This is a genomic window from Nakamurella alba (assembly GCF_009707545.1).
Taxonomy (GTDB): Bacteria; Actinomycetota; Actinomycetes; order Mycobacteriales; family Nakamurellaceae; genus Nakamurella; species Nakamurella alba.
This window is the reverse complement of sequence record NZ_WLYK01000009.1, coordinates 303426-320683: the sequence shown is the minus strand read 5'-3', so window position 1 is coordinate 320683 and position 17258 is coordinate 303426. Positions and strand designations below refer to the sequence as shown.

Annotated in this window: 14 protein-coding genes; 9 read left to right on the top strand and 5 right to left on the bottom strand. The window is 72.8% G+C overall.

Annotated elements, in window-relative coordinates:
* Positions 1-119: 119 nt before the first annotated feature.
* The 4 genes from GIS00_RS21570 (at position 120) to GIS00_RS21555 (ending at position 4808) form a co-directional block, all read left to right on the top strand.
* Complete coding sequence (locus GIS00_RS21570) at positions 120-1946, top strand: substrate-binding and vWA domain-containing protein (protein ID WP_322098273.1); 1827 nt, start codon at positions 120-122, stop codon at positions 1944-1946.
* A gap of 65 nt (positions 1947-2011) precedes the next feature.
* On the top strand, positions 2012-2728 hold the full coding sequence (locus GIS00_RS21565) for a hypothetical protein (protein ID WP_154770487.1): 717 nt from the start codon (positions 2012-2014) through the stop codon (positions 2726-2728).
* 30 nt (positions 2729-2758) lie between these two features.
* On the top strand, positions 2759-2983 hold the full coding sequence (locus tag GIS00_RS21560; RefSeq protein ID WP_154770486.1) for a hypothetical protein: 225 nt from the start codon (positions 2759-2761) through the stop codon (positions 2981-2983).
* Positions 2984-3110: 127 nt separating this feature from the next.
* Positions 3111-4808 carry a DUF885 domain-containing protein gene (locus GIS00_RS21555; RefSeq protein ID WP_154770485.1) on the top strand — a complete coding sequence of 566 codons (1698 nt, stop codon included), beginning with the start codon at positions 3111-3113 and terminating at the stop codon, positions 4806-4808.
* A 79-nt stretch (positions 4809-4887) separates the two neighbouring features.
* Here GIS00_RS21555 and GIS00_RS21550 read toward each other — a convergent pair whose 3' ends face one another.
* Complete coding sequence (locus GIS00_RS21550) at positions 4888-5445, bottom strand: GNAT family N-acetyltransferase (RefSeq protein ID WP_322098272.1); 558 nt, start codon at positions 5443-5445, stop codon at positions 4888-4890.
* A 323-nt stretch (positions 5446-5768) separates the two neighbouring features.
* On the opposite strand from GIS00_RS21550, the gene GIS00_RS27990 reads away from it, so the two are divergent.
* A complete protein-coding gene (locus GIS00_RS27990) occupies positions 5769-6560 on the top strand; it encodes an SAV_6107 family HEPN domain-containing protein (RefSeq protein WP_230313922.1) in 792 nt (263 codons plus the stop codon).
* On the opposite strand, the gene GIS00_RS21540 is transcribed toward GIS00_RS27990, so the two are convergent.
* Positions 6552-7400, bottom strand: coding sequence for a ParA family protein (locus GIS00_RS21540; protein WP_322098271.1), 849 nt, complete (start codon positions 7398-7400; stop codon positions 6552-6554). The genes GIS00_RS27990 and GIS00_RS21540 overlap by 9 nt on opposite strands.
* Positions 7401-7572: 172 nt before the next feature.
* Between GIS00_RS21540 and GIS00_RS21535 the strand changes: the two genes are divergently transcribed.
* The 3 genes from GIS00_RS21535 to GIS00_RS21525 all read left to right on the top strand — a co-directional run bounded on the left by GIS00_RS21535 (position 7573) and on the right by GIS00_RS21525 (position 10293).
* The gene (locus tag GIS00_RS21535) at positions 7573-8310 is read left to right on the top strand and encodes a class I SAM-dependent methyltransferase (protein ID WP_154770483.1); all 738 of its coding nucleotides are present in this window, start codon (positions 7573-7575) and stop codon (positions 8308-8310) included.
* A gap of 8 nt (positions 8311-8318) precedes the next feature.
* On the top strand, positions 8319-9557 hold the full coding sequence (gene dinB, locus GIS00_RS21530) for a DNA polymerase IV (protein WP_154770482.1): 1239 nt from the start codon (positions 8319-8321) through the stop codon (positions 9555-9557).
* Between the two features lie 352 nt (positions 9558-9909).
* Complete coding sequence (locus GIS00_RS21525) at positions 9910-10293, top strand: DUF3040 domain-containing protein (RefSeq protein WP_154770481.1); 384 nt, start codon at positions 9910-9912, stop codon at positions 10291-10293.
* A 685-nt stretch (positions 10294-10978) separates the two neighbouring features.
* On the opposite strand, the gene GIS00_RS21520 is transcribed toward GIS00_RS21525, so the two are convergent.
* Genes GIS00_RS21520 through GIS00_RS21510 form a run of 3 tightly spaced genes read right to left on the bottom strand, consistent with a single transcriptional unit; the run spans position 10979 to position 15730 of the window.
* A complete protein-coding gene (locus GIS00_RS21520; RefSeq protein WP_154770480.1) occupies positions 10979-13468 on the bottom strand; it encodes a transglutaminase family protein in 2490 nt (829 codons plus the stop codon).
* On the bottom strand, positions 13465-14763 hold the full coding sequence (locus GIS00_RS29135; protein ID WP_154770479.1) for a DUF58 domain-containing protein: 1299 nt from the start codon (positions 14761-14763) through the stop codon (positions 13465-13467). Before GIS00_RS29135 ends, GIS00_RS21520 begins: the two co-directional genes overlap by 4 nt.
* On the bottom strand, positions 14747-15730 hold the full coding sequence (locus GIS00_RS21510) for an AAA family ATPase (protein ID WP_407666905.1): 984 nt from the start codon (positions 15728-15730) through the stop codon (positions 14747-14749). Before GIS00_RS21510 ends, GIS00_RS29135 begins: the two co-directional genes overlap by 17 nt.
* 830 nt (positions 15731-16560) lie before the next feature.
* On the opposite strand from GIS00_RS21510, the gene GIS00_RS21505 reads away from it, so the two are divergent.
* Positions 16561-16995, top strand: coding sequence for a division/cell wall cluster transcriptional repressor MraZ (locus GIS00_RS21505; protein WP_154770477.1), 435 nt, complete (start codon positions 16561-16563; stop codon positions 16993-16995).
* Positions 16996-17258 lie beyond the last annotated feature (263 nt).

Below are 17258 nucleotides of genomic sequence, written 5' to 3'. Positions count from 1 at the left end.
GAGCTTGGTCCGCAATCTGCTAGTCTCGAGCAGCAATCTTCCTCGCCAACCGGTGGATACTGTCGCAATCGGCGCAAGGCGGCGTAACCCGCGCCTGACAGATGAGGAGCACAGCGGACGTGGCGCGCAAGCGGAACCCGGTCCCGATCATCGCCGCGGCGGTGGTCGGCGTCGTGCTGATCGTGGTCATCCGGCTGGTCGCCGGCGGCTCCTCGGACAGTGCCGACCCCGCCGATCCGGGTACCGCCACCACCGGGCCGGTGAGCCGACCCGGCTGCACCACGGTCCAGGTGGCGGCATCGAGCGAGAAGGCCGCGCTGATGGCCGGTATCGCCCGCAGCTACAGCGAGTCCGGCCGGACTGTGAACGGAGCCTGCTACGACGTGGCCGTCCGCTCGGTGGCGTCCGGGCTCGCCCAGCAACGCCTCGCCGCGGGCTGGGACCCTGACGCCGACGGCCCGGCGCCCGACGTCTGGACCCCGGCCGCGTCCACCTGGGTCAGCCTGCTGCGCAGCGACCTGACGGCCAACGACAAGCCCGACATGGTCCCGACGACCGTCGAGTCGGTGACCTCGACCCCGCTGGTGCTGGCCATGCCGCGGCCGATGGCCGAGGCGCTCGACTGGCCGGACGCGCAGCTCGGCTGGTCCGACGTGCTCGGCCTGGTGGAGGACCCGGAGGGCTGGGCCGGGAAGGGCCACAGCGAGTGGGGGAAGTTCACCCTCGGGAAGACCAACCCGACCGTGTCCACGTCCGGACTGGCCGCCACCATCGGCACCTTCGTCGCCGCGACCGGCACCTCCTCCGATCTCACCGCCGCCGACCTGGCCGACGAGAAGACCCGCGAGTACGCCCGCACCGTCGAACGGTCGGTGGTGCACTACGGCGACACCACCCTGACCTACCTGACGAACCTGCAGCGCGCCGACGACGCGGGCGCCGCGATGAGCTACCTGTCCGCCGTCGCGGTGGAGGAGAAGTCGGTGCTGGACTACAACGCCGGCAACCCCAGCGGCGACCCGGCCACCCTCGGACAGCACGAACCGCCGAAGGTGCCGCTGGTGGCGATCTACCCGAAGGAGGGCACGCTCTACAGCGACAGCCCCTACGTCATCCTGGACGCACCGTGGGCGGACGCGGGGAAGAAGGCCGGCGCTGCCGACTTCCTGTCGTACCTGCGCGAGCCGGCCCAGCAGAAGGTGTTCACCGACGCCGGGTTCCGTACCTACGACCGCAAGGCCGGCGACCCGATCAACGCCAGCGACGCGGTCCGGGCCGACGGCGTCACCATCGCGCTGGACGCCCCCGGACCGGCCGTGCTGGTCCAGGTCCGTGACCTCTGGTCGGAGCTGCGCAAGCAGGCCCGGGTGCTGCTGGTGATGGACGTGTCCGGCTCGATGAGCACCCCGGCCGGCAGCAGCGGCTTCACCCGGCTCGAACTGGCCCAGCAGGCGGCGGTGGACGGGCTGGAGCAGCTGGCCGGCACCGACGAGATCGGCCTCTGGTCCTTCTCCACCAACCTGCCCACCGAGAGCGGCATCTACGACGAACTGGTGCCGATCGCGCCGCTCGCCCAGGACAAGGCGCAGCTGGTCGACAAGATCGAGGCGCTCGGCCCGCTGAAGGGCACGCCGTTGTACGCCGTGGTCCGGGCCGCCACCCAGTACATGGACTCCACCGCGGACGACGAGGTGATCAACGCGGTGGTGGTGATGACCGACGGGAAGAACGAGTACCCGGAGGACACCGACCTCGGCTCGCTGGTCTCCGAGCTGTCCGATGCCTCCCTGGAGAACGGCGTCCGGGTGTTCTCCATCGCCTATGGCGAGGGTGCCGATCTGGACACCCTGAAGCAGATCTCGGAGGCGAGCCGGGCGGCTGCCTACGATGCACGCAACCCGGAGAGCATCTCGTCGGTCTTCAGCGCGGTGCTCTCCAACTTCTGACACCTGCGGTGCCGGGTCCGGTGCCGTCCCCGTCGATGCCGTCCGAACCAGGAGACCGAGCAACCATGGCCGAGTCCCGGTGGCGCCGAGCGGGTCGGGTGCTGCGCGATCCGTGGAGCCTGCTGGTGACCGCGGTCGGCGCGGGCTCGGCCTGGGCGGTGGGCCTGCCGGTGTTCGGGATCGCCGGGGTCGGTGTCGGCATGCTCGGGGTGGCGGCCGCGGTCGGCGCCATGGCGGCGGCGCCGTACGACGGCGATCGCGGTCCGGCCGCCGCCGAGCGCCCGGATCGTCCGCTGCGCCGCGGCACCCCACAGTTCCGGCAGATCGAACGGCTCGAGCAGTACCGGCACGAACTGGCAGGTCTGGTCCGCGACGACCCGGCGCCGGTCGTCGGCGGCCCGGCGCAGGACGCGCTGGAGGCCACCGACGCCGCCCTGCACACCACCCGCACTGCCGCTTCCTCGGTCGACGCGCTCGACGAGGCGCTGGGCCGGGCCGGCCGGATCGCCGGTGGGATGGGCTCGGCGAAGCGGCTGGACGGCCCGGTCGGGCGGATGACCCGGCGCCGGCAGGAGCTGCTCGGTTCCATCACCACCGCGGTCGACGGGGTGGGGGAGGTGTTCGCGAAGTTGTTGGAGCTCTCGGCGACCAGCGCAGACAGCACCTACCACGGTGCCGGTCCCGACCCGGTCGCCGAGGTCAACAACTCCCTGGACACCGTCCGCGAGGTGCTCGCCGAGCTGGCCACCGCGTCGCGCAACGCCGTGGTCGAGCGTCGCTGACCCGGATCCGGATGGTTCTCGGTCCGCCCGATGACGTCGACCGTTGCCCGCGGTCACCCGGTCGACGGCGGGCCCAGGTGGCTCCGCCGGCGTCGTCCGGCACAAGGCGGGCCGGACCTGGCACGCTGGTGGCAGCGCACCGCCGGTGCGCACCTCGAGGACGGAGCACCCATGGGCGCGATCATGAGACTGGTCCACCGGATCGTCGACGCACTGGCCCGGCGGAAGGTGCGCCGGGACGAGACCGGGCGCTGACCGGTCGCAGACCTGCACGTATCGGCGCCGCCGGGACCGGCGCCGGTCCGCCCGTCGACGTGGTCCGCCCGCCGCTGCGGCGCCATGCGGTGCGGACGGCCGCCGGCCGGGCGGTAGCGTTCCCCGGATGACGAGCGCACCGGTCGGTCTCAGCCCCATCACCGCACTGTCGAACGCGGTGGTCACCGACCTCGCGGCGCTGAGCCCGATGACCGCCGCCTACCTGGGCATCCCGGGCGGCGAGACCGAGCTCGACGACCTCTCGCCGGACGGCCTGGCCGAGCGGAACGACGTGGCGGTCCGGGCCCGGGCCGGTCTGGTCGCCGCGGAGTCCACCGGGGTCTCCGACGACGTCGCCCGCGAGGTGGTGCTGGAGCGGCTGGACGCGCGGATCGAGGAGTACGGGTCCGGTTGGGCCACCGCCGCGCTGAACGTCATCGCCTCCCCGCTGCAGGACGTCCGGATGGTGTTCGACCTGGTCGGCAAGGACACCCCGGAGCAGCAGGAGCAGCTGGCGGCCAGGATCGCCGCCGTGCCCGCCGCGTTGGACGGCTACCGCAGCTCGTTGCTCGCCGCTGCGGCGTCCGGCAAGGTGTCGGCGCTGCGCCAGGTGGTCAAGTGCGCGGAGCAGTGTGCCGCCTACGCCGGGATCGACAAGGACGGTGCCACCGGTTATTTCGCGGACCTGGCCACCGGGATCGACGCCGGGAACCCGGCGCTCACCCGGGCTCTGTCCGACGCCGCCGCGCGGGCCGATGCGGCCTACGGCGAGCTCGGCGAGTTCCTGACCCGTGAGCTGGCGCCGCTCGCGCCTGCCCGGGATGCGGTGGGGGAGGTCCGGTACGCCGTCCAGTCCCGCGACTTCCTCGGTGCCGCCGTCGATCTCGCCGAGACCTACGCCTGGGGGTGGGAGGAGTTCCTGTCCGTCGAACGCGAGATGCACGAGGTCGCCGAGCGTATCGCGCCCGGCGCCGGACCGGCCGGCGCCGCCGCGCAGCTGGACCGGGACGAGCGCTACCTGCTGCACGGCGTCGACAACCTGCAGGCCTGGATGCAGGACATGTCCGACCGGGCTGTCGCCGAACTGGGCCGCTCACACTTCGAGATCGACGCGCCCATCCGGGAACTCGCCTGCCGCATCGCACCGTCCGGTGGCGTGTCCGGGGCCTACTACACCGGGCCGAGTGACGACCTGACCCGTCCGGGCACCATGTGGTGGTCGGTCGAGCCGGGCAAGGACACCTTCGGCACCTGGCGGGAGACCACCACCGTCTACCACGAGGGCGTGCCCGGGCATCACCTGCAGATCGCGACCGCGGTGGTCCGCCGGGACCGGCTCAACGACTTCCAGCGGTTGTTCGCCATGACCTCCGGGCACGCCGAGGGCTGGGCGCTGTACGCGGAGCGGCTCGTGCGCGAGCTCGGCTACCTGGACGACGACGGAGACCTGTTGGGGCTGCTGGACTCTCAGCTGTTCCGGTCCGCGCGGGTGGTCATCGACATCGGCATGCACCTGGAGCTGGAGATCCCGGCCGGCACCGGCTTCCACGAGGGGGAGCGGTGGACCCCGGAACTGGGCCTGGAGTTCCTGCTGACCCGCACGCTGACCGAGCCGGGCTACGCCCGCGACGAGATCGACCGCTACCTGGGCTGGCCGGGCCAGGCACCCGCGTACAAGGTCGGCGAGCGGGTGTGGCGCGCCGGGCGGGCCGATGCGGAGCGGCGGCACGGTGCCGCGTTCGACCTCAAGCACTTCCACACCGAGGCCCTCGCGCTCGGCGGGATGGGCCTCGCGCCGTTGGAGAAGCTGCTCGCCCGGATCTGACCGGTCCGGGACGGCGGGGACCGGCGGGCCGATGAAGTGCCTCCGTCCCGGGACCGGCACTTCCGGGACTCGCCCCGGCTCAGGCGGGTTGGGCCGGCGGAAGCGGTAGTGGCCGGCCGAGCACGCCGAACGGACGCGGGTCCCCGGTGAACCGGTAGTCGCGCAGCACGTCGACGAAGTCCATCCGGCGGTAGAGCCGCCAGGCGCGGTTGGTGCCCTCCGGTGTCGACAGCAGCACGGTGCGCTCGCGCCGGTCGCTCAACAGGTCGGTGAGCAGTGCCTGGCCCAGGCCGGCGCCCTGCCGGTCGGGCCGGACGTGCAGTTCGGTGAGCTCGAAGAAGTCCGACATCCAGGCCGCGGCATGGGGTCCCAGTCCGCGGCTGACCTCCGAGTACCACCACTGGCCGGGCCGGCCGGTGTAGCCGTAGGCGAGTCCGCTGATCCGCCCGTCGGGATCCAGTGCGATCCGGCAGGCGAACCCGGCCCGCCGGCTGTGGTCGTCCCACAGCGGGACCCGACCCTCGACGATGCCTTCCGGGTACCGCATCGCCGCTGCGTACAGGGCCACGAGTTCGGGCAGCCGGCGCCGGAAGTCCTCCGGGCAGAGGTCCACCACGGGGACCGGCACGGCCGTCACCCGGCCGTCCCGGGACGGGCTGAAGGCTGGCGTAACCGCATCCACCCATCCCACCACGGAATGCCGTTCCCGTGCGACGTGCGTCGCGGGTGCCCGGTCCGGGCCCGGCCCGATCGACCCGATCCGCACTGGTGGGTGCGATTGTCGGTGGTCCACGCTACTGTGATCGAACAGAGGTTCGAAGTGGTCAGGTGTTCGAAAACGACCGGTCCAGGAGCGGCCGGACGGCGCAGTGGGGAGAGGGCGATGACACAGCAGGCAGTCGGGCGGGCGATCGATCCTTCGGTACGGGTGGGCACCGGGGCGACCGGGAGGAGGACGGCATGAGCACCATCGCGCTGTTCGACCGGTCCCTGGTGGCCGTGCCGGTCGGTGTCCGTGGGCGGGGTGACCGATCGATGCCCGGCCGCGCGCAGTCCGCCGACCCGGTCGGCCCGTCCGCTGCGGCCACCGCGCTCTTCCGGGTCGAGGCGGACAGCACCCCGGACCCGGCCGGTGCCGCGGGACCGACCCCGACCGTGCCCACGGCACCGCCGGGTCCGCCGGGCGGCCGGACCGCCGGTCGCCCGCGCCGGGGCCCGTCGCGGGCGCGCCCGGCGCCACGGGCCGGCGGCGTGACCACACCCCGGCGCGGGCGGTCCGGCCGGACGGGCGCCGATGGACTTCGTGCGGTGCCGGCGGGTGCCGGGCCGATCGGTGCATCACTTGCGGAAGGTGGAGGAGTCATGTCCGGACCGGTGCCCCAGGCCACCCGGGATCTGCTGGCCGACGCGGGACGCGGGCTCGGCCGCGCCGTCGCCGCGCAGGACGTCGCGGAGCGCTACGCCGCGGCACACCTCGCTGCTCTCCGGGCGGCCGCGGCGGTGCTGTCCACCCGGGCGCAGCCCGGCCGCGGTCGGCGGGCCAGCGCCTGGGACCTGTTGGCCCGACTGGCTCCCGAGCTGGGTGAGTGGGCCGCCTTCTTCGCGGCCGGTTCGGCGAAGCGGCAGGCGGCCGAGGCCGGGATCTCCCGGCTCATCTCGGCGCGCGAGGCCGATGACATGCTGCGACAGGCGGCGGAGTTCGTCGAGCTGATCGAGCAGAAGGTGGGGCGGGCAGCCAGCAGGTCAGCGTGACCCGCGTCCCGATCCGCCCCGGCCCGATCCGCCCCGGCCCGACCCGGACCGGGCTGCGCCGGTGCGGCCGGAACGCAGCAGCCGGTCGAGTAGTTGGTCGAACATGCCGGCGACCTCCTTCGCCCCGGCCGACGGCCACTTGTGGATCGGGGTGCCGGCGCCCTCGGCCTGCTGGATGGCGGTCCGGTCGGGCAGCGTCGGGGAGAGGATGAGCGGTCCGAACAGGTCCCGCAGCTCCGCGAGCCGGAACTCGTGCTCCGACACCCGTGGTCGCACCCGGTTGACCACCACGCCGAGCGGCTGCAGGTGGCCGCGGGAGGTCCGTTCCTGCTGTACCGCCTCGAGTGCCCGCTGCACGCCGGTCACCGCGTACAGCGACGGCTCGGTGACCAGCACGGCCCGGTCGGCGGCCCAGAGCGAGCTGCGGGTCAGCTGGCCCAGCGACGGTGGGCAGTCGATCAGGACGAGTTCCGGCGCCGGATCGAGCTTCTCGAGCGCGGTCTGCAACCGGGCGAGTTTCTTGGCGCCGGGGTCGGGATGGTTGTGCCGCTCGGTGTCCTCGCTGCCGGGCAGTACCCGCAGCAGGTCGGACCAGGGCGAGGGACGCAGAGCGTCGGCAACCACGCCGCGCCGCGGATCGTCGAGCACCCCGGCGACACCGGGTCCGCCGGCGGCGGTCCCGCCCGGCGGGACGTCGACGGTGAGCGTCGAGTTCGTCTGCGGATCGAGGTCGACCAGCACGGTGGACATCCCGCGATGGATCGCGGCGGAGACGAGGCCGAGGGTCACGGTGGTCTTGCCGACCCCGCCCTTCAGACTGAGCACAGAGGCGACCAGCACCGCGTCACCGTACCGGTCGAAGGTGTACGGCCGGCACCGCGCCGGGCGCACCGGGATCCCGGCGGCGCGTCGGCACGCACCGATACGCTGGCGGGGCCCGGGGACGCGGGTGGCCGGGCCGCTCGGTGCGGTCCCGGGGACGAAATCGTGACGCGCAGAAGGAGACGGCCGGATGACCCGCATCGGTGCCCCCGTGGATCCGGTCACCGCCGCGCTCGGTGACCTGCTCGGCGGGCTGTCCGGGGCCCGGGTGCTCGACGTCGGCGGCGGCAGCGGCACCCGCGCCGTACCGCTTGCCCTGGCCGGGTGCACGGTCACCGTGCTCGATGCGTCGATCGATGCCCTGGCGATCCTCCGGCGCCGGGCCGCCGACGCGGGCGTCGCGGAGTCCGTCGTCGCCGTGCAGGCCGACGCCGAGGGTGTCGCCGGCACCGTCGCCCCCGGATCGGCGGACCTGGTGCTCTGCCATCAGTTGCTCGAGGAGATCGACGATCCCGCCGCGGTCGTCGGTGCGGTCGCCCAGGCGCTGGTTCCAGGCGGGGTGCTCTCCGTGCTGACCGCCGGTCGGGGTGCCGCGGTGGTCGCCCAGGCCCGGGCCGGCCGTCCGGCCGAGGCCGCCGCGATCCTGCAGGACAGCGACGGACGGTGGGGGGCCGGGGATCCGCTGCGCCGCCGGTTCGACGAGGAGTCGTTGCGCGCCCTGCTCACCGGGGCCGGGCTGGTGGTCGAGTCGGTGACCGGATCCGGTGCGGTCGCCGGGCTGCTCGCCGCCGGCGGCACCACCGCACCCCGGCAGTGGCCGGCCGACGACTCCGCCACTGCGGATCTCGAGCGCGTGCTCGCCGCACACCCGGTGTTCAAGGAGCTCGCACCTGAGCTGCACGCCGTCGGGCGCCGGCCCGCGGACTGACGTCCTCGATGGCCCACCGGGCGGAGCACCGCCGGTACGTCACCCGTGATCCGGAGTCGGTCGACGACTCGGCGTGCGGGGTGCTGCACGTCGACATGGACGCGTTCTTCGCCTCGGTCGAGCTACTGCGTCACCCGGAGCTGGCCGGGCGCCCGATGATGGTCGCCGGGGTCGGGGCGCGTGGGGTGGTGCTGTCGGCGACCTACGAGGCCCGGCGGTCCGGGATCCGGTCCGGGATGCCGACCGGTCGCGCCCGGATGCTGTGCCCCGGACTGGAGATCGTGCCGCCGGACCACCGCCGCTACCGCGAGGTGTCCGAGCAGGTGATGGCGATCTTCGGTGACGTCACCCCGCTGGTCGAGCCGCTCTCCGTGGACGAGGCGTTCCTGGACGTGTCGGGGGCGCGCCGGTCGGCGGGACGGCCGGTGCACATCGCCCGCCGGCTCCGCGAACGCATCCGGAACGATCTCGGACTGACCGCGACGGTCGGTCTGGCGGCGAGCAAGTTCATGGCCAAGCTCGCCTCCGGGCTGGCCAAGCCGGACGGGCTGCTCGTCGTGCCGCCGGCGGACGTGCGACCGCTGCTCGACCCGCTGCCGGTGCGGGCGTTGTGGGGCGTCGGCCCACGGACCGCCACCTCGCTCGAATCCCTCGGGTTCACCACCGTCGGCGAGATCGCCCGCACCGACCGGGCCGCACTCATGCGGGCCATCGGCCCGGCGATCGGTGCGAAGCTGCACGACCTGGCCAACGGACTCGACGACCGCTCCGTGTCCACCGAACACGTCGAGGCCTCGATCGGTGCCGAGACCACCTTCGAGACCGACCTCGGCGACCGTCGCCGGATCGACCTCACCCTGCTCGAGCTCGCCGAGAAGACCGCCCGGCGGGCGCGGGCCGCGGGCATGCGCGGCCGCACGGTGGCGATCAAGGTCCGGTACGCCGACTTCACCACGCTCAGCCGGTCGATCACCCTGCCCGCACCGACCGACCTGTCCGGCACCGTGCACGCGACCGCGCTCGCCCTGCTCGACCGGATCAATCTGATCGGTCGGAAGATCCGGCTGGTGGGGGTCCGGTTGGAGGGGCTGGTCCCGGCGGGGGAGGCGACCGAACAGCTGACCCTCGGCGAGGAGACAGAGAAACCCGGCTGGCGAGAGGCCGAAGGGGTGCTGGACCGGGTGAGCGCGCGGTTCGGCTCCGCGGCCGTGCGTCGTGCCTCGCTGCTGCCGCAGCACGAGGAGTGAACCGGGGACAGTCACGTGGAGCGAGGACCGAGCCGACGGCACCGATCGGCGGAGTCGGCCCGGATCCACGACTGCACTCTCAGCAGATCGGGGCGACCGGTCCTGCAATTTGCAACATCCGTAGGTGGACGTGGTTGGCCCGAGATGGGTCCGGGAACGTCTGAATTGCGCGTGGCATGCCGTCCGGACAGCACCCGGACCCCGGAACGGCACGTCGCCGTGATGTGAGAATCGGAAGAATTGCCGGTCAGGTGGAATCCGCAGCTTCCGACTCGTATCCTGATGGGAGGGCGTCGATCGACGTCCCACCCACTGACCGCTCCCGCAATGGTCCGGTGCCGGAGGAGTTCCCATGCCGCTCTCCGAGCACGAGCAGAGAATGCTCGATGAAATCGAACGCGCCCTCTATCAGGACGACCCGAAGTTCGCGACCAGCGTCAACGTGACACGGCTCCGACGCCGTCGACCGATACTGGCCGGACTAGCCTTCCTCCTCGGGTTGGTGATGCTGGTCGTCGGCGTGATCGCCTCCCAGTCCCTGCTCGCGCTCGGCGTGATCGTCAGCGTCGTCGGGTTCCTGGTGATGGTCGGATCCGTCGGCCTCTTCGTCTTCGGGCAGCCCGGCGGTGGTCGTGCGGCGACCCGCTCGCCGGAGAACACCAAGGCCGCCGGCAGCAACACCCTGTCCGACCGCATGGAAGAACGCTTCCGACGCCGGTTCGACGAGCAGGGCTGACACCACTTCTCGCACCACGCCACCGGGCCGTCGCATTGCCGCGACGGCCCGGTTTCGGCGTTCCTGGAAGCCGGTGGTGCAGGAAGCCGGCCCGCGTCGCGGCTGCGGAGGACCAGACCGCACACGGCCCACAAGCGTGAGACCACGGAGCTGGGACACCGCGACACCACTACCGCGGTAGCCGCGGCCAGTGACGCCGGGGACAGGCCGACCGCCGTCGGACCGGATCAGCTGCCTGTCCCACGACGCCGGCCGGGACATCCGGGACCGTTCCCCCCCGGCCACCGATGGTTGCGGTCCCCGATCCCTATGTGCCACCTGAGTCGGCCCGGCCCCATCCCGACTCCTCCATGGCGCGGACCCTGGCCTGTTGGCGCTCGAAATCGGCCGACGCACCCGATCCGCGCCGTCCACCCGCGCGATCCGCGACCCAACGGCACCGATCGACGGTGCAGCGTCTCGGATGTTGCGGCACGCGTCCGCCGACAGACTTCTTGCTGAGAGCGACGTCGGTCAGCATGCGGACACGGACATGGTCCGCCGTTCAGCTCATGATCGCGGACGACCGCCAGGACGTCCGGTCCGGTGTGATCAGCCACGCGCCCGATCTGGTGCCCTCAGCCACGTCGGAGGTGGCTGATCGCACCGGATCCGGCGCAACACCTGGACGATCAGACCTATTGGGTCAGCGACCCATCCGGAGGGACCGCGGCCACCACTTGTCGATCGGGCCGAGCCGGACGTGCTCGTCGAGCCCGGTGACCACGGCGGTGGCGGCGCGGGCGTGGTCGGCGCCGGACTGCCGGGGCCGGGCCGCGGTCAGGGTCGCCACCCCGCCTGCACCGTCGTCCGCCCCGTTCGCCACCGCCCCGTTTGCGCCGGCACCGTTCGCGCCGGCGCCATGACCTGCAGCACCGCTGCGGCCGGCCCCGTTGAGGACCACCGTCGCCTCGCTGTCGGATAGACCAGGATCCGTAGCAGCCGGTGCCGGATCGTCGCCGGCGCCGTACCAGTCCCATTCGGCGGCGAGCACGACACCGCGCAGCCGTTCCCGGTCGCCCGGGTCGAGGTGGGCGCGTTTGGCGAGCCGGTTCGCGGTCACCCGCGCGGACTCGGAGGCGTTGACCGGGAGCCCGTGATCGATTGCGCTGTCCTCGATCTCGGCCCAGGCCGCCCCGGCCGCACCCGGACCGCCGGCGGTGGCCAGTGCCAGGCGCCGGCGGCGGCGGCCGCGCCGGATCAGCGACGGGGTCAGCAGGATCGCGGCCAGCACCACGACCACCAGCAGGATCCAGCCGAGCAGCGGCCACCACCAGCGGGTCGCCTTGGCGCCGCCACCGGCGACGGTGATGTCGGTCTGCGTGGCGGTGGACGACGGGTTCTGATCGTCGTCCAGCTCGAGCGGGTTGCCCAGGGCACCCGACTCCGAGGGGTCGGCGCCGGCGGACTCGCTCGGGGCGGCGCTGCTCTCGCTGGGGCCGGTGGTGCCGTCGCCCGGCAGGTAATCGTCGAGCCCGCCCTGGCCGTTGACCAGCGGGGTGGGATCGAACTGGATCCAGCCGTAGTTGTCGAAGAGCACCTCGACCCAGGCGTGCGCGTCGTGGCTGTTGATGACGTAGCTGCCGTCGTCCTGCAATTCGCCCTGGGTGAAGCCGATCGCCACCCGGGCCGGGATGTCCAGCGAGCGCAGCATGACCGCCATGGCGGAGGCGTACTGCTCGCAGTAGCCCTGCTTGTTGTCGAGGAAGTCCACCAGCAGGTTGCCGCTGTTGCCCTGCGGCACGGACAGGCTGTAGACGAAGCCGTTGGCCGGGTTGGTGAACCACTCCTGCAGCGCCTGGGCCTTGCCGAACGGGGTGTCCTGGGCGGCCGTCACCCGCTCCGCCTCGTCGCGGACGGTCTGCGGCAGGTCACCGATCGCGGTGAGCACCCCGCCGCCGGTGACGGTGTCGGCGGCCAGGTCATCGGCGGTCGGCTTGGACTCGTCGACCTCGAGGGTGTAGCTGACCGGGTTCAGCGGGTCGTCGCGGAAGAACGTGCCGAGCGCGGCGTCGTAACCCCAGCCGGGGGCCAGGCCGCTGACCCCGGTGGTGCTCTTGTAGGCCGGCAGGAAGCGATCGCGGAAGTCCAGCGACTGCACCCGCGCCGCGGTCGGGACCGACTGCGGGCCGGGGACGCTATCCAGACCGTCGTTGCGCAGCGTGCCGACCGACCACCCCTGGTTGTTGGTCCACTCGGTGAGCGCGGTGGTGCGCAGGTATTCGGGCTCGTTCAGGCCGCTCACCGTGAGCAGGTCGCGGGCCTCGGCCCGGATCAGGTCGCCGGACAGGCTGGTGAACGGGGACAGGCCGATCTCACCGGTGGTGGCCGTGTTCTGGGGGAGCTTGCCCTCGGTGCCGATGACGGTCACCGTCCCGGCGATCCCGACTGCGGCCACCACGGCCAGCGCCGCGGTGAGGGTGCCGTTGATCGCCAGCCCGAACCCGGCCCGCATACCGGTGTGCCGGCCGCGTTGCCCGGCGACCGCCAGCAGCAGCGCGTAGAGCGCGGCCGGGGCGGCGAAGGCGTACCAGGGCAGCATCTCGTCGGCCATCGAGGCCGGCACCGAGTACAGGCAGAGCAGCGGCAGCGCGACCAGTGCCGGGGCCTGTGCCTCGGCGATCAGGAAGTCGACGATCAGTGCGGACAACCCGACGGCGGCGGCGATGAGGAAGCCGAGCTCGGGGGTGGAGTCGGCCGGTGGGACGGTGCCGAGGATCTGCTCCCAGGCGCCGGCGAGCAGGGTGCCGGCCTCCCGGGCGGCGGCGAAGTTTGGGATCACCCCGCCGTAGCCGCTGCTGGTGAACAGCGCGGTGAGCGCCACCGACAGCGCGATGAGCTGGACCAGCACGGTGACCGCGGCGGGGAACCGGATCATCCGGCCGCCGATGCCGATCAGCGTGACCACCAGGACCACCTCGACCAGCGGCAGCAGCCAGCTGGTGCCGGAGATGATGGAACCGAGGGCGGAGGAACCGGCGATGATGGCGGCCGCACCTACCAGGCACGGCACGATCGCCAGCGGCCGCTCCGGGACCGCGGGCGGCTCCGGACCCGTCGGCGCCGGGGGAGCGTGCCGCACCGGCGGTGCCGGTGCGGGCGGGGGACCGGCGGGCCCGGGGAGAGTCGTCGTCATCGCTGCGCACCCACTGTCTGCGGTCCCGGACGGATCCCGGCGTCGGCCGCCGAGCAGGCCCGACGCCATGCGGTGCCGAGGTCGTCGCCGCGGCCGACCACGACCACCCGCCACCCGGCGGCCTCCAGCACACCGGTGCAGTCCGGGTCGGGGACTCCCGGAGGCGGCCTGACACCCTCCGGCAGCGACCAGTCGGCGGTCCGCAGCACGAAGGCGATCGCGTTGACGGAGCGGTTCTTGGCCGAGGCGAGCGCGACCGCATCGGACCGGGCCAGGTCGCCGACGACGGCGATCAGCAGCCCGGTGCGGCCGACCGAGGGCGCCGCGAAGGTGGCGTCGTCGTCGGGCTCGATCACGGCCAGACCGGCCAGGACGTCGTCGGAGATGTCGTGGCCCTCGGCCAGCACCCGGGCCCGCTGATCGGTGAGCCGGACCTCGTTGTCGGCGGCCAGCAGGTGCAGCGCCACCGATGCGGCGATGGTCACCCCGGTCTCCAGCGGTGCGGACCGATCGCCGCCGGGCAGTTCGCGGCCCCGGTGGTCGAGCAGCACGGTGGCGCCACCGTGCGAGACCGGCTCGTCGAGGCGGACCACCAGGTCGTCGTGCCGGGCCGAGGCCCGCCAGTGGATCGTGCGGATGTCGTCGCCGCTGCGGTAGGGCCGGACGCCGACGTCCGGGTCACCGCCGACCGTGCCGAGCGCGGCCCGGCCGGACGCGGCCGACCGCACACCGGAGCCGCGCGGCATGCCGGTGAGCGGTACCAGCGACGGCAGCACCAGCACCTCGGTGCGGACATCGAGGGTGCGGTGCTCCTCCCACAGGTCGAACGGGTCGTAGAAGCGGATCAGCGGCGGACCGAGCACGAAACGACCGCGCCGCGACGCCTGGTACGGGTAGCGGACCTCCGCCTCCCCGCCCCGGCGGATCGGCGAGATCAGCCAGCGCACACCGGGTGTCAGGCCGTCGACGGCTTCCTCGGCGATGTCGATCGACTGGCTCCGGGTCTGCCCGGTGTTCCGCACGACCAGGGTGACCCAGCCCTGCGAACCCGGTTGCAGGCGCTCCGGCCGGACCCGGTGCTCGACCGAGAGCTGGCTGCGGCGCAGAGCGGTGAAGAGGACGGCGAGGACCGGCAGGGCGATGGCCAGCAGCCCCACCCGCAGCAGGTCCCGCTCGTCCAGCACGATGGCGCAGATCCCGGCGGCGACCCCGCCGGCGAGCAGGCAGCGCCCCCGGGTGGTCAGGCCACGTCCGCCCGGCCCCTTGCGCCGGGCCTTGTCAGGCGCGGCTGCCACGCGGCACCCGCACCCGTCCCAGCAACATGCCGACGATCTCCTCGGGGGACCGCCGCGCGGCGTGGTGCGCCTCGACGGTGAGCAGCAGGCGGTGTCCGAGCACCGGGCCGGCCAGCCGCTGGACGTCGTCCGGCAGCACGAAACCACGGCCGTCCAGCGCGGCGGCGGCCTTGGCCGCCCGGGCCAGGTGCAGCACGGCGCGTGGTGACGCACCCAGCCGCACCTCCGGCATCGCGCGGGTGGCCCGGACCAGGTCGACGATGTACTGCCGGACCTCGGGCGCGATGTGCACCTGGGCCACCAGATCGATCATCCGGGAGACGGTCGCGGCGTCGGTGACCGGGCGCAGCTGGTCCAGCGGGTCGATGCGGTCCCGGCCGGCCAGCATGGCCAGCTCGGACGCCGGGTCCGGGTAGCCGATGGTGGTGCGGGCCAGGAACCGGTCGCGCTGCGCCTCGGGCAACGGGTAGGTGCCCTCCATCTCCACCGGGTTCTGCGTGGCCAGCACCAGGAACGGGCGCTGCAGGGGGTAGGTGGTGCCGTCGACGGTGACCTGCCGTTCCTCCATCGCCTCCAGCAGTGCGGACTGGGTCTTGGGCGAGGCCCGGTTGATCTCGTCGGCGACCACGATGTTGGCGAACACCGGACCCGGCCGGAACTCGAAGGTGCTCTTCTGCCGGTCGTAGATGCTGACGCCGGTCACATCACTGGGCATCAGGTCCGGGGTGAACTGCACCCGGGAGACGGTGGCGTCGACGGCGCGCGCCAGGGACTTGGCCAGGCTGGTCTTGCCGGTGCCGGGGACGTCCTCGATCAGCAGGTGGCCCTCGGTGAGCAGCGCGACGACAGCGAGGCGGACCACGTCCGGCTTGCCGATGACGACCTGGGACACGGCGGCCGCGATGCGTCCACCCACCGCGGCGACCGACTCCGCGGCGGCGGCCCCGCCGGTGCCCGGCAGGGAGATCGGTGCCGGCGGGATCGGGGTCTCGGTCTGGAGATGCTGGGCCACAGGTTCCTCTTCGCCGATCGGTGGTTCGCGCACCCGCCCGGTGGTCCGGACGGCATCGTCCAGTCTGCCAGGCCCGCCGGTGGCGGGGGCGGCGTCAGAAGGACGGCCGGGAGGTACGCGGGGTTGCACGGGCGCGGTGCCCGGCATCCCCACCTTCCCCCACGACCGGGAGCCACGGATGGTTCGGCGGAGGTGCCGGGCCGCCTCTTGTGTGGTTCAGACACGGCGATCCCCACCCCGCATTCTTCTCGGCTCTCCGGACGACCCCGGATCCCCACCACCTGCCACCGCCGCGCCCGCGGTCCCTCTCGATGCCCCACATCCACCCACCATCGCTCCACCGCCACTGTCGGCGGGCAGCACCGGGACCGGTCCCTTCATCGGCGACCGTGTCGGTCATCCACCGATGTAGCCCCGTTGATCTGCGGTGATGCCCGGTCCTGTGGCTCACGGAGCGAACCTCCGCGGGCCGTGGGCTGGTCGAGTCCCCGGTCCGCCGGGGCTGCGCCGAACGTGTCGCAGCGGACTGCGGCGTCCGCACGCTGGGTGAGCAACGGGCGGCTCACCTGCAGCGATCGACACGAGTGGGGGATGATCCCAATTCTGGGGGAGAAAGTGGGGGGAAGTGGGGTACCGTGGTCGGGACGGACAGCGGACCTCACGGTCCCGGCCTGAACGGCCACAGGGCTTGATCAAGTACAGGGCTCGATCAAGTGCAGGGCTCGATCAGGTGCAGGGATCGCGGGAGCCGCCACCGTGCATCAGGGACTGTCGGAGGTGGACGGATGGCCCTCACCGGGTTCTTCGGCACCTACACACCCCGGATGGACGACAAGGGCAGGGTCACCCTGCCCGCCCGTTACCGCGGCACCTTCACCGACGGGGTGATGGTCGCCCGCGGTCAGGACCACTGTCTCTACGTCTTCACCCCGGAGGGCTTCGCCGAGCACGCGGCGTCCGCCATCGACGCGCCGATCACCGATCAGCGTGCCCGTGGCTACCAGCGCTACCTGCTGGCGAATGCCGACCAGCAGATCCCCGACGGGCAGGGCCGGATCAGCGTCCCCGCCCGGATGCGGGAGTACGCGGGTCTGGTCAAGGACGTGGTGGTGGTCGGGGTCGGTCGGCGGATGGAGCTGTGGGACGCGGACCGCTGGGCGGCGTACGAGGCGGCACAAGAGGCCGACTACGCCGATCCGTCGGGCCTGGACCTGGGCTGATCCGGCACCACCGAGCAGTACCGGCAGTACCGGCAGTACCGAGCAAGCAGCAGTACGACCAGCAGTACCGGCGAGCACCGGGACGGGAGATCCGTTCCCTGCCACGTGGCCTGCACCCGCTGTCCCGTCCCGGCACGACTTCCCCCGCGCCGGGCAGGGGCGCCGACCTGACGCGACTTCCCCCGCGCCAGGCAGGGCGGGTGGGGACCAGGTTGCAGGGGCCGGCTCCGATCCCTGATCGCCTCGGGCAGGCCCCTTCCGAT

What these genes read in the sequence shown, in the direction of transcription:
- GIS00_RS27990 (WP_230313922.1), top strand. Translation starts at nt 5,769, where the DNA reads ATGAGCACCATCGCGCTGTTCGACCGGTCCCTGGTGGCCGTGCCGGTC.
- GIS00_RS21520 (WP_154770480.1), bottom strand. Translation starts at nt 13,468, where the DNA reads ATGACGACGACTCTCCCCGGGCCCGCCGGTCCCCCGCCCGCACCGGCA.
- GIS00_RS21525 (WP_154770481.1), top strand. Translation starts at nt 9,910, where the DNA reads ATGCCGCTCTCCGAGCACGAGCAGAGAATGCTCGATGAAATCGAACGC.
- GIS00_RS21560 (WP_154770486.1), top strand. Translation starts at nt 2,759, where the DNA reads ATGACGTCGACCGTTGCCCGCGGTCACCCGGTCGACGGCGGGCCCAGG.
- dinB (WP_154770482.1), top strand. Translation starts at nt 8,319, where the DNA reads ATGGCCCACCGGGCGGAGCACCGCCGGTACGTCACCCGTGATCCGGAG.
- GIS00_RS21555 (WP_154770485.1), top strand. Translation starts at nt 3,111, where the DNA reads ATGACGAGCGCACCGGTCGGTCTCAGCCCCATCACCGCACTGTCGAAC.
- GIS00_RS21535 (WP_154770483.1), top strand. Translation starts at nt 7,573, where the DNA reads ATGACCCGCATCGGTGCCCCCGTGGATCCGGTCACCGCCGCGCTCGGT.
- GIS00_RS21565 (WP_154770487.1), top strand. Translation starts at nt 2,012, where the DNA reads ATGGCCGAGTCCCGGTGGCGCCGAGCGGGTCGGGTGCTGCGCGATCCG.
- GIS00_RS21505 (WP_154770477.1), top strand. Translation starts at nt 16,561, where the DNA reads ATGGCCCTCACCGGGTTCTTCGGCACCTACACACCCCGGATGGACGAC.